Origin of the sequence: Marinobacter sp. SS21 (assembly GCF_028369065.1) — a bacterium.
Taxonomy (GTDB): Bacteria; Pseudomonadota; Gammaproteobacteria; order Pseudomonadales; family Oleiphilaceae; genus Marinobacter.
Genome location: NZ_JAQNDA010000003.1, coordinates 67,693 through 83,164, shown reverse-complemented (window position 1 = coordinate 83,164; position 15,472 = coordinate 67,693). Strand labels below are relative to the sequence as shown.

Here is a 15,472-nt window from a genome sequence, read left to right as displayed (position 1 = left end):
ATGCGCGCATTTACGCAACATCAGGGCATTGTGGCCCCCATGGACCGTTCCAATGTGGATACGGACATGATCATTCCCAAGCAGTTTCTCAAATCGATCAAGCGTAGCGGCTTTGGGCCGAACCTGTTTGACGAACTCCGCTACCTTGATGAAGGCCAGCCTGACCAGGACTGCTCACAGCGTCCGCTAAATCCGGAGTTTGTGCTGAACCAGCCGCGCTACAAGAACGCCAGTGTGCTGTTGGCGCGAAGCAACTTCGGTTGCGGTTCCAGTCGTGAGCACGCCCCCTGGGCCTTGGACGACTTCGGTTTTCGGGCCATTATTGCCCCAAGTTTTGCGGACATTTTTTACAACAACTGCTTTAAGAATGGCTTGTTACCAATTGTTCTTTCTGAAGAAATTGTTGACAAGCTGTTTCAGGAGGCTGAGCAGGCGGAAGGCTACCAGCTCGACGTTGACCTGGAGTCGAAGACGGTAACCACTCCGGCTGGCGAGTCTTACAGTTTCGAGGTGGACGATTTTCGTCGCCACTGCCTGTTGAATGGGCTGGATGACATCGGGGTCACTCTGGAAGCTGCCGATAGCATCAAAGACTACGAAGCCAAGCGTCGCCAGAGCGCACCCTGGCTGTTCAACGCTGGACACTAAAGGAAAAGGATACACGATGAGTAAGTCAGTATTGCTGTTGCCGGGTGATGGTATTGGTCCTGAAATTGTCACCGAAGCGGAGAAAGTTCTGCGTAAGGTCAACGACAAGTTCAATTTGGGCTTGCAGTTCGAGTCTGCACTGGTGGGCGGAGCCGCGATTGATGACGCCGGCGTGCCACTTCCGGAGGAAACCCTGAGCAAGGCCCGGGCGGCGGATGCCATCCTGCTGGGTGCGGTTGGCGGTCCCAAATGGGATGGTCTGGAGATGGCAAGGCGGCCGGAAAAAGGCCTGCTGGGCCTGCGTTCCAATTTGGAGCTGTTTGCCAATCTGCGTCCGGCCATCCTCTACCCGCAGCTGGCCTCGGCTTCGTCACTGAAGCCGGAAGTGGTGTCCGGTTTGGATATCATGATTGTGCGTGAACTGACTGGGGGCATCTATTTCGGTCAGCCCAGGGGTGTGCGGGAACTGGAAAACGGTGAGCGCCAGGGCTTCAACACCTACGTCTATACCGAATCCGAGATCCGTCGCATCGGCCGTGTCGCCTTCGAAGCGGCGCAACAGCGCAACAAGAAGCTGTGTTCTGTGGACAAGGCCAACGTATTGGAAGTTACCGTATTGTGGCGTGAGATCATGGAAGAGCTGGCCAAAGAGTACCCGGATGTGGAACTCAGTCATATGTACGTGGACAACGCGGCGATGCAGCTGGTTCGGGCGCCGAAGCAGTTTGATGTCATTGTGACCGGCAACATGTTTGGTGATATCCTTTCGGACGAAGCAGCCATGCTCACCGGATCGATCGGTATGCTGCCATCCGCCTCCCTGAATGCTGACAAGCAGGGCATGTACGAGCCGTGCCACGGTTCCGCCCCGGATATTGCCGGCCAGGGTGTCGCAAATCCGCTGGCGACCATTCTTTCCGCCGCGATGATGCTGCGGTACAGCCTGCAAGCGGAAGAGGCGGCGGAGGCAATTGAGGCTGCGGTGAGCCGGGTATTGGATCAGGGGCTGCGTACAGCGGACATTATGTCCGAAGGCAGTCAGAAGGTATCCACCCGCGAAATGGGCGAAGCTGTACTGGCGGCGCTCTAAGGGATTGATGGTCTTGTAACGAACCCGACGGCAACAAGACGCTGTTGCTGCGGGATCATCCATCCTGTCCTTGCCGGCGATACGGGTAAGGGCGGGCATAATATGAGGTTCAAAGGTCGCACATGAAGCGAATTGGACTTGTAGGCTGGCGTGGCATGGTGGGTTCCGTCCTCATGCAGCGCATGCGTGAAGAAAACGATTTCGCCGATATCGAGCCGGTGTTCTTTACCACGTCCCAAGCCGGCAAACCGGCACCGGATGTGGGTAAGGAAGGGGTGCCACCCCTGCAGGATGCTTTCGATATCGAGGCACTCAAGCAAATGGATGTGATCGTGACCTGTCAGGGTGGCGATTACACTCAGGACGTTTTTCAGCGGCTGCGTGACAGCGGCTGGGATGGGTACTGGATCGATGCCGCTTCCACGCTGCGGATGGCGGACCATTCCGTCATCGTGCTGGACCCGGTTAACCGCGGGGTGATCGACGAAGCGCTCGACAAAGGCGTCAAGGATTTTATCGGTGGCAACTGTACGGTTAGCCTGATGATGTTGGCACTTGGGGGTCTGCTGGAGCAGGACCTGATCGAGTGGGTGTCGCCCATGACCTATCAGGCGGCTTCCGGCGCGGGTGCCAAGAACATGCGGGAACTGCTGTCCCAAATGGGTGAGCTGCGGGACGGTGTTGCTGAGCTGTTGGCAGATCCGTCGTCCGCCATTCTGGACATTGACCGCAAGGTTACCGAGACCATGCGCTCTGACGGCTTTTCCACCGATAACTTCGGTGTGCCCCTTGCCGGCAGCCTGATTCCGTTCATCGACAAGCAGCTCGATAGCGGCCAGAGCAAGGAAGAGTGGAAGGCTCAGTGCGAGACCAACAAGATTCTCGGCCGAGGCGAGAATCCGATACCGATCGACGGTATCTGCGTGCGCATCGGCGCCATGCGTTCCCACAGTCAGGCATTGACCATCAAGTTGCGCAAGGATCTGTCGATCGCTGAAATCGAATCGATACTGGCGGCTGGTAACGACTGGGTTAAGGTCATTCCCAATGACCGGGACGCCACCATGCAGGAACTCACGCCTGCCAAGGTGACGGGTACCTTGAGCGTGCCTATCGGGCGTATTCGCAAGTTGTCGATGGGGCCGGAATATATCTCGGCATTCACTGTTGGCGATCAGCTGTTGTGGGGCGCGGCCGAACCGCTACGCCGGATGCTGCGGATTCTGCAGGAACGTTAAGCGGCGTTCGGATGCGGCGGGCGTAATGCCAACTGTGTCCGGTTTCCGGAAGCGGAACAGGGGCGGAGGCTGATTTCAGCCTCCGCCCCTGTTATTTTCGAGGATTGCTGGTTCACGAAGCAGGATTCGTGGGCTAGACTGGCGAACATAGGACGCTGGCTGACCACAAGTGGTAACAGCAGGTTCCGCCAAGGTGCTGAACAATTGGTAGAGCGAATGTGGCTGATTGATTGATAAAACAAGAGTTATCATCAATACTTAGCCAATTGATCGATTCCGAAATCTAATAATAATTAGACTTTGTCTAGACGAAAGTCATCCAACCTCGTCCGATTCTGTTTTACGAAGCAGTAAAGAATAACGGAGACTGGAAAGGAAAAAGCATGAAGGTACGCAAGCTTGCGGTTGCCCTGGCGTTGGCAGGTGGACTCGGCTCAGGAGTCGCACAGGCTCTGGGACTCGGAGAAATTGAACTCCAGTCTTTTCTGAATGAGCCACTTGAAGCCGATATTTCACTCAGTAGCAGCGCTGGCATCAACTCCAGCGAAGTCTTTGTTAATCTTGCGCCTGCAGAAGCCTACCGTCAGGTTGGTATCGTTCGCAGTTATTTCCTCACCAAGCTCCAGTTCAATGTGACCACGGCGCCCAACGGCAGCCTGGTGGTCAATGTCAGTTCAGCCGAGCCGGTTAAGGAACCCTATCTTAATTTTTTGCTGGAAGTGACCTGGCCCAGTGGGCGGTTAATGCGGGAGTACGCCGTTCTCGTTGATCCTCCGGTGTATGCGGAAGAGTCCGGTCTCGTCGAGCAGGTTCAGGTTCCACAGGCACCGGCTCAGTCCCGGCCGGCGCCTGCGCAGCAGCCGTCCGTCAGCTCGACTCCGGCAGCGCCGGTAACTTCTCCGTCGCCTGTCGCTACCCGACCGGCGGCGGATACCTATGGCCCGACCGGGCCTTCGGATACCCTTTGGGCCATTGCCTCGGCCGTGCGTCCAGATGCCTCGGTGTCCCATCAACAGGTCATGCTGGCGATCCAGGATCTCAATCCCGATGCGTTCATCAATGGCAACATCAATCGGATGAAGCGTGGTCAGATTCTTCGGGTGCCATCGCCGGAACAGATTCAGTCGCGGACCCGCGCTGAGGCGACTCGCCAGGTAACCGCGCAGAACGAGGCTTTGACCGCTACGCCTCAGCGACCGGTTGATGCCCGAGCGGCAGAGGCGGCGCAGCTTGCGTCCGATTCAACGCCGGCAGCGGGGGGCGATGAGCTCAAGTTGCTGGTTGCTGACCAGCCCGGAGCGCGTACCGCCGAAGAGGGTGGCTCCGCCGGAGGTGACGGCCAGCTAGCAGGTGGCGTCGACGCTGGCAGTGCAGTGGCGATGGAAGAACTGGAAAGCACCCGCCGCGAAAACGAAGAATTAAGCGGACGGGTTGAGGATCTTCAATCCCAGGTGGAAACGCTGCGGCGGTTGCTCGAGCTTAAGAACTCCCAGTTGGCCGAGTTCGAACAGGGGCTCGCCGCCCAAGATGGCGTAGAGTCTGCGCCGCCGGGTGTAGAAATCCAGGCTCCGGGCGATGTCGTGGATGGTGACGCGGCCCTGGATGTGACCGAAGAGGGGGCTGGGCCAGACCGCGTTGAGGTTCAGCCGGGCGATGAAGGTCAGCCGGCGGACGCTGAGGATGCTGCTGATGAGCTGGCGGCGGAAGCGGAACCTGCGGCCATGGGTGAAGCTGCTCCGGCAGATGCCATGGCTCCAGAGGTTGAGTCCGATGAATCTTCGATAACCGATACCGGCCTGCCTTCGATGGCCGACGAAGCCATCGTTCCGCCGCAGGCGGATTCCCAGGACAGTGAGAAGGGATTCCCCGGTAATATCATCGATATGATTGTGCGCAATCCGATGTACCAGATCGGATTGGGCGGCGGTCTGGTCTTGCTGCTGCTCCTGTTGTTGCGCGTTGCCCGTCGCAACGCCAACAAGGAGCGTGAATTTTATGCTCAGCTCGAGTCAGAGGGCGATCAGGATGAAGCCGGCGCGGAACCGGTACCGCTGACCACAGCAGCGGGCGAAGCCGAGGATGAGGTTGCCGATCCGCTTGCCGAAGCGGATACCTACATTGCCTATGGTCGTCTGGATCAGGCGGTGCAGTCGCTTGAGGGCGCCATTTCCCGTGAGCCCAGCCGTTCCGACCTTCGTGTGAAGCTGCTGGGCGTCTATGCCGACGCTCAGAATCGGGCCGCCTTCGACAAGCAGTATGGCGAGCTGGAAGCACTGGATGACGATTCGGCACTGGCCGAAGCCACCGCCTTGCGAGCCCGCCTGGCGGAAGCCGAAGAAACCCCCAGTATCGACGAGCTCGAATCGGAACTGTTGTCCGACTCGTTTCGCGATGAGGTTAAGGACCTGCAGCCGCCAGGTGATCAGGCGGAGGCTGTGAGTGCTCAGGAATCCGTCGATGAGACCGAAGCAACGTTCGCCGATTTTGATCTTGGTGACGAAGAGCCGGCGCCTGTCGCAGACGCCGCCAGCGCCGATGAAGAGGCAATCGAGTTTGATCTGTCTGACCTCGAACTGGAAGATACCGAAGCGGCTGCGGCCGAGCCGGCAACCGAAGTCAAGGATATTGACGAGGCGTTGATGTCTGCGTCGGCAGAGCCCGAATCGGAAGATAGGGGCTTGGAATTCGAGTTGGATGAGGATGTGGCCGAAGCGGCCAGTGAGCTCGAACTGGAATTGGGCGACCTGGACGATGATTCCGTATCCATCGACGACCTGGAATCCGTAGAACTACAGGATCAAGCTCCTGAACTGGAAGATGACTTCACTTCCATTGAGTTGGCTGATGAGCTGGGTGGCGAGTTGCCCCAGGCGGAGGCTGGCGAGCCTGAAGAACTGCTTCAAGAGTTGGAGCCTGAGGCGGACGAAGGTCTGGACGCGTTGGACGAGTCCTTCCTTGACGAGCTTGATGCCGAGCTCGACAAGGTTGCCGGTGAAATGGGCGAGGAGCCTGCTGACGAAGGGCTGGAAGGCCTCGAAGGTCTCGAACTGGACGTCTCCGATGAAGACCTCGCCTTGATTGAGGAGGCAGCCGACTTTGCTCAGGGCGAGCCGGAGTCTGACGTTGCCGCTGGTGAGATGGATTTGGATGTTGAAGACCTGAGCATGGATGATTTGTTGGAAGAGACCACGCTGTCCGAAGAAGCGCCGGTGCTGGACGAAGTCCCCGAGCTGGGGCCAGAGGCACCTGTCGCCGAGGAGTCCGTGCCCGAAGCTGGCGAGCAAACTGAAGCGCCGGCCAAGAGCGGCTTCCAGGACATTGATGAAGCCGAGCTTGGCGAGGAAGATGATTTTGACTTCCTCGCTGGTACCGACGAGGCCGCCACCAAACTCGACCTGGCTCGTGCCTACATCGAGATGGGCGATGCCGATGGCGCCAGGGACATTTTGGAAGAAGTGGCTATCGAGGGCGACGATAAGCAGAAAGTTGAGGCCCAGGATCTCCTTAAAACTCTGTCCTGATACGTTATAATATCGTTCGTTGATCATAGCGCCGGCCGTAGGAAGGGCTCAGTCCCGACCGGGCCGGCGTTTTGCGTTACCGGTTCCGTGAGCGATAGCCGGCGCTCATAAGTTTCACATCATTGCGGATTGACCCTTGTTTATAGATCCCCCAGCACTGTCAACCGATAACGCCATAGGTGGTGGTCGAGTCGCCATGGTCTTCGAATATGACGGCGAAGCGTTCCATGGATGGCAGTTCCAGAAATCCGGCGTTCGATCCGTACAGGGCGAACTGGCCAAGGCGGTGCAACGAGTGGCAAACCACCCTGTGGAGCTGGTCTGTGCCGGGCGGACAGATGCAGGCGTACACGCCAGCTATCAGGTGATCCACTTTCATACGCCGTCGGTCCGCACCCTCAGGTCCTGGGTGATGGGGGTGAACACCGCGCTGCCGGATGACATCGCGGTGCACTGGGCGGGCGCGGTGGATGCGGAATTTCATGCCCGCTTTTCTGCCATCTATCGACGCTACCGCTATATCATTCATAACGGGCCGGTCAGGCCGGGCATTATGCGTCGTCAGCTCACCTGGACCTATCGTCCGCTGGATGTCGATGCCATGCATCGGGCCGCGCAGGCGTTGGTGGGGGAACACGACTTTTCTTCATTTAGAGCCGCGGGCTGTCAATCGCGATCGCCAAACCGGTATCTTGAGTTTATCGAGGTCAGCCGACGTGGCGATTATGTCACCATCGATGTGCAGGCCAATGCGTTTTTGCATCACATGGTGCGCAATATCGCCGGGGCGCTGATGGCGGTGGGTTGTGGCGAACAATCCGAAAGCTGGATCGGAGAGATTCTGTCCGCCAGGGACCGTCGATTGGCCAGCGTCACCGCGCCGCCTTATGGTTTGTATCTGGTGGATGTGGGGTATCCTGATGGGGCTGGCGTGCCGCTGGCCGCGGCGGGGCCCGGATTTGTTCGTCCCTGGTTTTCAGGGGAGCAGAATGCGCCACGGGCAATGAGCAAAATTCATCGAAGATCGGAACGGTCCGAATGAAGACCCGTATTAAAATTTGTGGCATCAGCCGAGTTGAAGATGCGTTAGCCGCAGCGGAAGCCGGAGCGGACGCTATTGGTCTGGTGTTCTACGATCCAAGTCCTCGCGCCGTCAGTACGGAGCTTGCCAGGATTATTGCCGATTCTGTACCGGCCTTTGTCTCTGTGGTGGGGTTGTTCGTCAATCCCGACCCGGCGTATGTGCGCCAGGTAACGGATCAGGTGTCATTGGATCTGCTTCAGTTTCATGGCGATGAATCGGCGGCATTTTGCAGCCAGTTTGATCGCCGCTGGATCAAGGCCGTTCGGGTGCAGCGGGAGGAGGATGTGGTTGCGGCCTTTGATCGCTATGCCGAAGCCGCCGGTATCCTGGTGGATGCCTACGACCCGCAGTTGTACGGCGGCACCGGCAAGTCCTTTGATTGGCGGATGATTCCGAAACAACGTCCACTGCCACTGATATTGGCCGGTGGTTTGAACTCTGATAACGTAGCCCGCGCTGTGGCCGAGGTTCATCCCTGGGCCGTTGACGTCAGCGGCGGTGTCGAAGTCCGAAAGGGCGAGAAAGATCTTTCCAGGATTACCGCATTTATTAACGAGGTTCACCGTGTCGACAAAACTGACTAAAGAGTTGCTGAGCACACTTCCGGATGCCCGGGGCCACTTCGGGGCCTACGGCGGTCGATTCGTGTCCGAAACGCTGATGGATTCATTGATGATTCTGGAGAGGGAATACCTTCAGCTCAGACAGGATCCGGATTTTCAGGCCAAGTTCGACAAGGACCTCGCAGAGTACGTGGGGCGTCCGAGCCCATTGTACTTTGCCGAACGATTAACCCGTGAAACCGGGGGCGCCCAGATCTGGCTTAAGCGGGAAGACCTTAATCACACCGGTGCCCACAAGGTAAACAACACCATTGGACAGGCGCTGCTGGCCAGTTTTCTCGGTAAGAAGCGCGTCATCGCGGAAACCGGCGCCGGCCAGCACGGTGTGGCTACCGCCACGGTGTGCGCGCGCCTGGGGCTGGAATGCCATGTGTTCATGGGTGCCGAGGATGTCCAGCGCCAGTCGCTCAATGTTTATCGCATGAAGCTCCTGGGGGCTGAAGTGCATGCCGTCGAGAGTGGTACCCGCACCCTCAAGGATGCGATGAACGAGGCCATGCGTGACTGGGTGACCCATGTGGATGACACCTTCTACATTATCGGTACCGTGGCCGGCCCCCATCCATATCCCATGCTGGTGCGTGATTTTCAGGCGGTGATCGGCCGGGAAGCCCGGGAGCAGAGTCTCAAACAAGCCGGCAAGTTGCCGGACGCCCTGGTGGCCTGCGTGGGCGGCGGTTCCAACGCCATTGGCCTGTTCTATCCCTTCCTCACTGACGAAGAGGTAGCGATGTATGGCGTCGAAGCGGGTGGTTATGGCATTGAGACCGGGCAGCACGCCGCACCGCTGTGCGCCGGTCGCCCCGGTGTTCTGCATGGCAACCGCACCTATTTGATGGAAGATGACAATGGCCAGATTTCGGCCACCCATTCCGTCAGTGCCGGTCTCGACTATCCAGGCGTGGGGCCGGAGCACAGCTGGTTGAAGGACATCGGTCGCGCCAATTACGTGTCGGTGACCGATGATGAAGCATTGGATGGTTTTCGTCAGTTGACCCGCGTTGAAGGTATTATGCCGGCGCTGGAGTCTTCCCATGCAATCGCTTACGGGACCAAGCTGGCGGCCACCATGGATAAGGACCAGATGGTCATCATCAATGTTTCCGGGCGCGGTGACAAAGACATCCATACCATTGCCAAGCTCGACGGTATCGAAGTCTGAGTCCGCCTAGCCAATGAAATTGTCTCAGCCACCCGTTGGGTTGCGCTGATTGAGTCAAGGATTCTCCATGAGTCGTATCGAAGGCGTGTTGAACAACCTCAAGGGCCAGGGCCGGAAGGCGCTGATTCCGTATATCACGGCGGGCGATCCCCATCCCGACCAAACGGTCGAGCTGATGCACACACTGGTTGCATCCGGCGCAGACATCATTGAGCTGGGGGTGCCGTTTTCAGACCCGATGGCGGATGGACCGGTGATCCAGTTGGCCTGTGAGCGGGCACTGGCGCACGGCACCTCCTTGCGTCAGGTGATTGGCATGGTCAAACAGTTCCGCGAAAAAGATAACGGCACCCCCGTGGTGTTGATGGGCTACCTCAATCCCATGGAGGCCATGGGCTATGAGGCGTTTGCCGATGCCGCGGTTGAGGCGGGGATCGATGGTATCCTCACTGTCGATATGCCGCCGGAAGAGGCCGGCGACGTGGCGCCGCTCTTTGCCGCCCGTGACCTCGATCCGATTTTCCTGTTGGCACCAACCACCACCGATGAACGTATTCGCGCCATCAGCAAACATTCCTCTGGCTATGTGTACTATGTTTCTTTCAAAGGGGTAACCGGAGCCGCTCGCATCAACGTGGATGAAGTGGCCGACAAGGTCCGGCACATTCACGAATTGACATCGTTGCCAGTGGGCGTCGGCTTTGGCATTCGGGATGCCGAAACCGCTGCCGCCGTTGGCCGGGTATCCGATGGTGTAATTGTCGGTAGTGTTCTGGTCGATACAATAGCCAAAAATCAGGCGGATCCAGAGCAACTTAAACAGGCGCTCGAGGGTCTGCTGCAACCCATGCGTAGCGCTCTGGACGACCTGGCCTCCTGACTAGGGGAGGTGCGGGGCAGGCAGGCATCGAAGGACAGGATGACATCATGAGTAACTGGCTGGACAAGATTATGCCGAGCAAGATCCGCTCGGAATCCAAGCAGCGTACCGGTGTACCGGAGGGTTTGTGGAAAAAGTGCCCGAAGTGTGGCGCGTTCCTGTATAAGCCTGAACTGGACAAGAATCTGGAGGTCTGCCCGAAGTGCGAGCATCATTTGCGTGTGTCCGCCCGACGGCGGCTGGATATCTTTTTGGACCCGGATGGACGCTCTGAAATCGGCGTTGAGCTGGAACCGTGGGACAGACTGAAGTTCAAGGACAGCAAACGCTATAAAGAGCGTTTGGTTCAGAATCAGAAAGCCACGGGCGAAAAGGATGCACTGGTCGCCATGCGCGGCACTTCCCAAGGCATTCCCCTGGTTGCCTGTGCGTTTGAATTTAACTTCCTGGGTGGATCGATGGGGCAGGTGGTGGGTGAGAAGTTCGTCCAGGCTGCCAATATTTGCCTGGAGGAGCGTATTCCCCTGGTCTGCTTTTCCGCTAGCGGTGGCGCCCGCATGCAAGAAGCCATACTGTCGCTGATGCAGATGGCCAAGACCGCTGCGGTGCTGGAGAAAATGAAGGCGCAGGGCATTCCCTACATTTCGGTTTTGACGGACCCGGTATTTGGCGGTGTGTCCGCTAGCCTGGCCATGCTGGGAGACCTGAACATGGCCGAACCCAATGCTCTGATTGGTTTCGCTGGGCCGCGGGTGATTGAACAGACTGTTCGGGAAAAGCTGCCGGAAGGCTTCCAACGGAGCGAGTTCCTGCTTGAGCACGGTGCGATTGATATGATCGTCCATCGCCATCAAATGCGCGATCGTATCGGTGGTATCCTGGCGAAGTTCACTAACCAGAGTAAGCCTGAGCCGGATGCCGAAATAGAATTTGAAGTGAGCGAGAAGTCTGACTCAGATGTCGAAGCAACCTGATCCTGCCCCCCCCCGACCGGTAGCTCCGGGCGCGGGGGGGAGTCTTGAGAGCTGGCTAAGTTACCTCGAAGCCATCCATCCCTCCGAAATCGATCTTGGGCTCGATCGCGTTCTCACGGTTTTCCGAAGGCTGTTTAGGCGGCCACCGAAAGGGCGTATCGTCACCGTTGCCGGCACTAACGGCAAGGGCAGCACCGTGGCCTGCCTCGCCCAGATCCTCAGGCAGGCCGGACGTCATGTCGGCACCTATACCTCTCCTCACCTGCACCGCTATAACGAAAGGATCACCATCGACGGCCAACAGCTGACCGACGACGCGATTGTCGCCGCCTTTGAGCGGGTTGAGCAAGCCCGGGGTGCGATCAGTCTCACCTATTTCGAGTTCGGCACGCTGGCTGCCTTTGTGGCTCTGGCGGATGCCGGCGTCGAGGACTGGGTGCTGGAGATAGGGTTGGGCGGGCGGCTGGATGCCGTGAACGTGGTCGATGCGGATCTGGCAATTATCACCTCGGTAGGTATTGATCATGTGGACTTCCTTGGCGATGACCGGGAAGTCATTGGTTTCGAAAAGGCCGGCATTCTGCGCGCCGGCAGACCGGCAATTTATGCTGAAATGTCGCCGCCGAGATCCGTACTGCAGCAAGTGGCAGCGCAGGGCGTTCAGCTCATGCGCTTGGGCACGGATTATCATCTCGATTGCGGGCCCGATTCGACCGTGCTGCGATGCCCCTCGCTGGATCGCTCCTTGGCACTGCCGAGCCTTAGCCTGCCACGGCAAAGCGTTGCAGCGGCGGTCGTGGCCGCCTGGATGCTCGAGCCCGGATTGGGCGATGGCGCCATTGAGAATGCCTTGGGCCGGGTACACTTGCCAGGGCGATTTGAACGATTGTCACAAGCCCCTGATATATATGTGGACGTCGGTCACAACCCGCACGCTGCGGCGTGGCTGGCGGAGCGGTTGGGTCAGCTGAAACAGCCTGGCCAGCGGGTTCGCGGTATTTACGCCTGTCTTGCCGACAAGGACAGCCTGGGTGTGATACAGGCGCTGCGTGATGTCGTCGATTACTGGTATCTGGCCGGACTGACTTGTCCCCGGGGCGTCTCCGTAGCGGAGCTGCAGGCGCGGATTGGGGGCGTCGAGGGGATCGAATCGCCGGCGCTGGCGATATCGGTCGGGGAAGCCTTGCAGCTCGCCATCGCCGAGGCTGACGAGGCGGATGTGATTCTGGTGTTCGGTTCATTTTTTACTGTCGCCGAAGCCAGGCAGGCGTTACTCGGTGCCTGATACCACGCTGGCCCAGGTCGGCGGGCTCGCCTTAAAAATCGGTCATTAAGGCAGGCTGGTTTTGAGTTCTCGGCAAGGCCCGGTTAGTATTTCTGGAAGACGCTCTATCAACAGGGGATTAAAGATCGTGGACGGACTTAAACAAAGGGTCATTGGTGCGTTGGTACTGGTGTCGCTGGCGGTTATTTTTGTGCCCATGCTGTTTGATGAGCCCCATTCCGAGCGATCTTCCCGCGTCATTAGCCTTCCAGAGGAGCCGCCTTTCCCGGAAGTTGAAATGCCTGAGCCGGTGGCCGTAGAGACGCCGGCGTACCACATCGAGGAAGAGCCAACGGCCGACCCTGTCGCCGAAGCTAAGCCCGCGGCGCCGGCCCCCGCACCGGAGCCCATCGCGCCTCCCAAGCCTGCGCCCGCCCCAGACCCTGTGGCCGAGTCGGTTGCGTCCGGGAGTCCAGAGCCTGAACCGGAGCCCCAAACCGTAGATCAGCAGGATTTCAGCCGCTCTCTGGCAGGTGCCTGGGTGGTTCAGTTGGGAAGCTTTGGTAATGCCGATAATGCGCGCCGGCTGCGGGATAACGTTCGGGAGCAGGGCTTCAGCTCCCACCTGCAACAGATTTCCCGTGGCGATACCGCGTTAACCCGGGTCTTTTGCGGACCGTTCGCCGATAAAGCTTCCGCTGAGCAAGCCAAACGCAAGCTCGACGCCGCCTTCGGTTTGAATAGCCTGGTCACCTCAAACGACAGTTAATCGGTATTCATGGCGTCCCCGCTGCCAATTGGAGTTTGGTGTGCCGGGGATTCCTGATAGAATTTGCGCTTCCGTTTTTCACTGAGCCTTCTTGTAGCGAATTCATGGATGCGCTGATCTGGATCGATTGGGTGGTCATCACCCTCATAGCTGTATCAACTCTTATCAGCCTCAAGCGCGGTTTCGTCAAAGAGGCGCTGTCGTTGGTGACCTGGGTGGGTGCCTTTGTCATCGCACGAACCTTCCATCCCCAGATGCAATCCCTTCTGGAGAACTCGGTTGAAACCCCATTAGTCCGCTTGATTGCAGCCTTTGCAATATTGTTTTTTGCAACGCTGATCGTAGGTGCGATCATAAACAACATGATCGGCCATCTGATCCACGCGACCGGCCTTACGGCAACCGATCGGGTGCTGGGGATGGCGTTTGGGCTTTTGCGTGGCGTGGTGGTGGTCATAGTGGCAATCGCCTTTACCCGTTACACCCCGCTTGCTAATGATACCTGGTGGCAGACCTCCATCATGATTGACCGCCTGTCGGTGGTTGAGGATTGGTCCCGACGGACGCTGGGAGATGATTTTACCCAGTTTCTTGGCCCGGCTGAGGAGCAGTCAGAAACCCTTATGGAACCTGCGGCGGCTCACCGCTAACATTCAGCTTAAACGCTTCGGAGTAGACCCTATCCATGTGTGGAATTGTCGGAATAGTCAGCACTTCTAACGTCAACCAAGCGCTTTACGACGCGTTGACGGTCTTACAGCACCGGGGCCAGGATGCGGCGGGCATTGTCACCTTTCAGGATGACCGTTTTTTCCTCCGCAAGGACAACGGGCTGGTGCGAGACGTGTTTCGTACCCGACACATGCGACGTCTGGTTGGCAATGTGGGAATTGGACACGTACGCTACCCAACCGCAGGCAGCTCCAGTTCCGCTGAAGCGCAGCCGTTCTACGTCAACAGTCCTTACGGCATCACGCTGGCCCATAACGGCAACCTCACCAATGCCGATGAGCTGAGCCAGGACCTGTTCCGTACTGATCTTCGCCACATCAACACCAATTCGGATTCCGAGGTGTTGCTCAATGTCTTTGCCCATGAACTGCAGAAACTCGGCAAGCTTGATCCGACCAAGGATGAGATTTTTGCTGCGGTTAAGGCGGTGCATCAGCGTTGTAAAGGTGCTTACGCGGTCATTGCCATGGTGACGGGGTACGGCATCGTCGGCTTTCGCGATCCCAACGGCATTCGGCCTGTCTGTTACGGCGTTCGGGAGACCGAGGAGGGGCGTGAGTACATGATCGCCTCGGAAAGCGTCGCGCTCAGTGCAGCCGGTTTTACCCTGGTGCGCGATATCGCCCCCGGTGAAGCGGTGTACATCGAAACCGATGGCACCCTGTATACTCAGCAGTGCGCAGAGCAATCGCACCTGATCCCGTGTATTTTTGAGCACGTTTACTTTGCCCGGCCAGATTCCATCATGGATAAGGTATCGGTGTATAAGGCTCGCCTGCGAATGGGGGAGACCCTGGCAGACAAGGTGCTGAGGGAGCGACCGGATCACGATATTGATGTCGTCATCCCCATTCCGGATACCAGCCGAACCTCCGCCATGCAGATGGCGCATCGGTTGGGTGTGAAGTTCCGCGAGGGTTTCATCAAAAACCGTTACATTGGCCGGACGTTTATCATGCCGGGCCAGAAAATGCGCAAGAAGTCGGTGCGCCAGAAGCTCAATCCCATCGACCTGGAGTTTCGTGGCAAGAATGTGATGCTGGTGGATGATTCCATTGTCCGGGGCACAACCTGCCAGGAAATCGTTCAGATGGCTCGCGATGCCGGGGCGGAAAACGTCTATTTTGCCTCTGCGGCGCCCCCAGTTCGATACCCCAACGTGTACGGCATCGACATGCCATCGGCGAGCGAACTGATCGCCCACGATCGAAGCGTGGAAGAAATTTGTGAGATGATCGGTGCCGACTGGCTGATCTACCAGGATCTTGACGATCTGATAACCTGCGTGAACGACGTTAACCCCGAGATTGAGTCCTGGGAGTGCTCAGTGTTTGATGGGCAATACGTCACCGGGGACGTCGACCAGGCCTACCTCGAGCGCATCGAGGCGCTTCGTAGCGACAAGAACAAGTCCGCTAAGGCCAAGGCTGACAACGCGATCATTGATCTGCATAACGACGAAGACTGATCTGTGGCCGTGCCGGGCC

The 15,472-nt window shown here is 58.0% G+C and carries 13 protein-coding genes; all 13 read left to right on the top strand.

What is annotated here, in order from left to right:
- The 13 genes from leuD (at window position 1) to purF (ending at window position 15,453) form a co-directional block, all read left to right on the top strand.
- Window positions 1-648, top strand: a complete 648-nt coding sequence (leuD, locus tag N6L25_RS04845; RefSeq protein ID WP_271978472.1) for a 3-isopropylmalate dehydratase small subunit — start codon at window positions 1-3, stop codon at window positions 646-648.
- A 16-nt stretch (window positions 649-664) separates the two neighbouring features.
- Window positions 665-1,738, top strand: coding sequence for a 3-isopropylmalate dehydrogenase (gene leuB, locus N6L25_RS04840; RefSeq protein WP_271978470.1), 1,074 nt, complete (start codon window positions 665-667; stop codon window positions 1,736-1,738).
- A gap of 122 nt (window positions 1,739-1,860) precedes the next feature.
- Complete coding sequence (gene asd, locus N6L25_RS04835; protein ID WP_271978468.1) at window positions 1,861-2,976, top strand: aspartate-semialdehyde dehydrogenase; 1,116 nt, start codon at window positions 1,861-1,863, stop codon at window positions 2,974-2,976.
- 383 nt (window positions 2,977-3,359) lie between these two features.
- Complete coding sequence (locus N6L25_RS04830) at window positions 3,360-6,497, top strand: FimV/HubP family polar landmark protein (RefSeq protein WP_271978466.1); 3,138 nt, start codon at window positions 3,360-3,362, stop codon at window positions 6,495-6,497.
- Between the two features lie 136 nt (window positions 6,498-6,633).
- Window positions 6,634-7,539 (top strand): tRNA pseudouridine(38-40) synthase TruA, encoded by a 906-nt coding sequence (gene truA / locus N6L25_RS04825; RefSeq protein ID WP_271978464.1) that lies wholly within the window; start codon window positions 6,634-6,636, stop codon window positions 7,537-7,539.
- Window positions 7,536-8,165 carry a phosphoribosylanthranilate isomerase gene (locus N6L25_RS04820; protein WP_271978462.1) on the top strand — a complete coding sequence of 210 codons (630 nt, stop codon included), beginning with the start codon at window positions 7,536-7,538 and terminating at the stop codon, window positions 8,163-8,165. Before truA ends, N6L25_RS04820 begins: the two co-directional genes overlap by 4 nt.
- Window positions 8,158-9,366, top strand: a complete 1,209-nt coding sequence (trpB, locus tag N6L25_RS04815; RefSeq protein WP_442915213.1) for a tryptophan synthase subunit beta — start codon at window positions 8,158-8,160, stop codon at window positions 9,364-9,366. The genes N6L25_RS04820 and trpB overlap by 8 nt, the downstream gene beginning before the upstream one ends.
- A gap of 67 nt (window positions 9,367-9,433) precedes the next feature.
- Window positions 9,434-10,246 carry a tryptophan synthase subunit alpha gene (gene trpA, locus N6L25_RS04810; RefSeq protein ID WP_271978455.1) on the top strand — a complete coding sequence of 271 codons (813 nt, stop codon included), beginning with the start codon at window positions 9,434-9,436 and terminating at the stop codon, window positions 10,244-10,246.
- Window positions 10,247-10,293: 47 nt separating this feature from the next.
- Entirely contained in the window at window positions 10,294-11,220 is a 927-nt protein-coding gene (gene accD / locus N6L25_RS04805) for an acetyl-CoA carboxylase, carboxyltransferase subunit beta (protein ID WP_271978453.1), read from the top strand.
- Complete coding sequence (gene folC, locus N6L25_RS04800) at window positions 11,204-12,505, top strand: bifunctional tetrahydrofolate synthase/dihydrofolate synthase (RefSeq protein ID WP_271978450.1); 1,302 nt, start codon at window positions 11,204-11,206, stop codon at window positions 12,503-12,505. The genes accD and folC overlap by 17 nt, the downstream gene beginning before the upstream one ends.
- A 127-nt stretch (window positions 12,506-12,632) precedes the next feature.
- Window positions 12,633-13,253 (top strand): SPOR domain-containing protein, encoded by a 621-nt coding sequence (locus N6L25_RS04795; RefSeq protein WP_271978448.1) that lies wholly within the window; start codon window positions 12,633-12,635, stop codon window positions 13,251-13,253.
- A 104-nt stretch (window positions 13,254-13,357) separates the two neighbouring features.
- On the top strand, window positions 13,358-13,903 hold the full coding sequence (locus tag N6L25_RS04790; RefSeq protein ID WP_271978445.1) for a CvpA family protein: 546 nt from the start codon (window positions 13,358-13,360) through the stop codon (window positions 13,901-13,903).
- 35 nt (window positions 13,904-13,938) lie between these two features.
- Window positions 13,939-15,453 (top strand): amidophosphoribosyltransferase, encoded by a 1,515-nt coding sequence (gene purF, locus N6L25_RS04785; RefSeq protein ID WP_271978443.1) that lies wholly within the window; start codon window positions 13,939-13,941, stop codon window positions 15,451-15,453.
- Window positions 15,454-15,472: the final 19 nt, after the last annotated feature.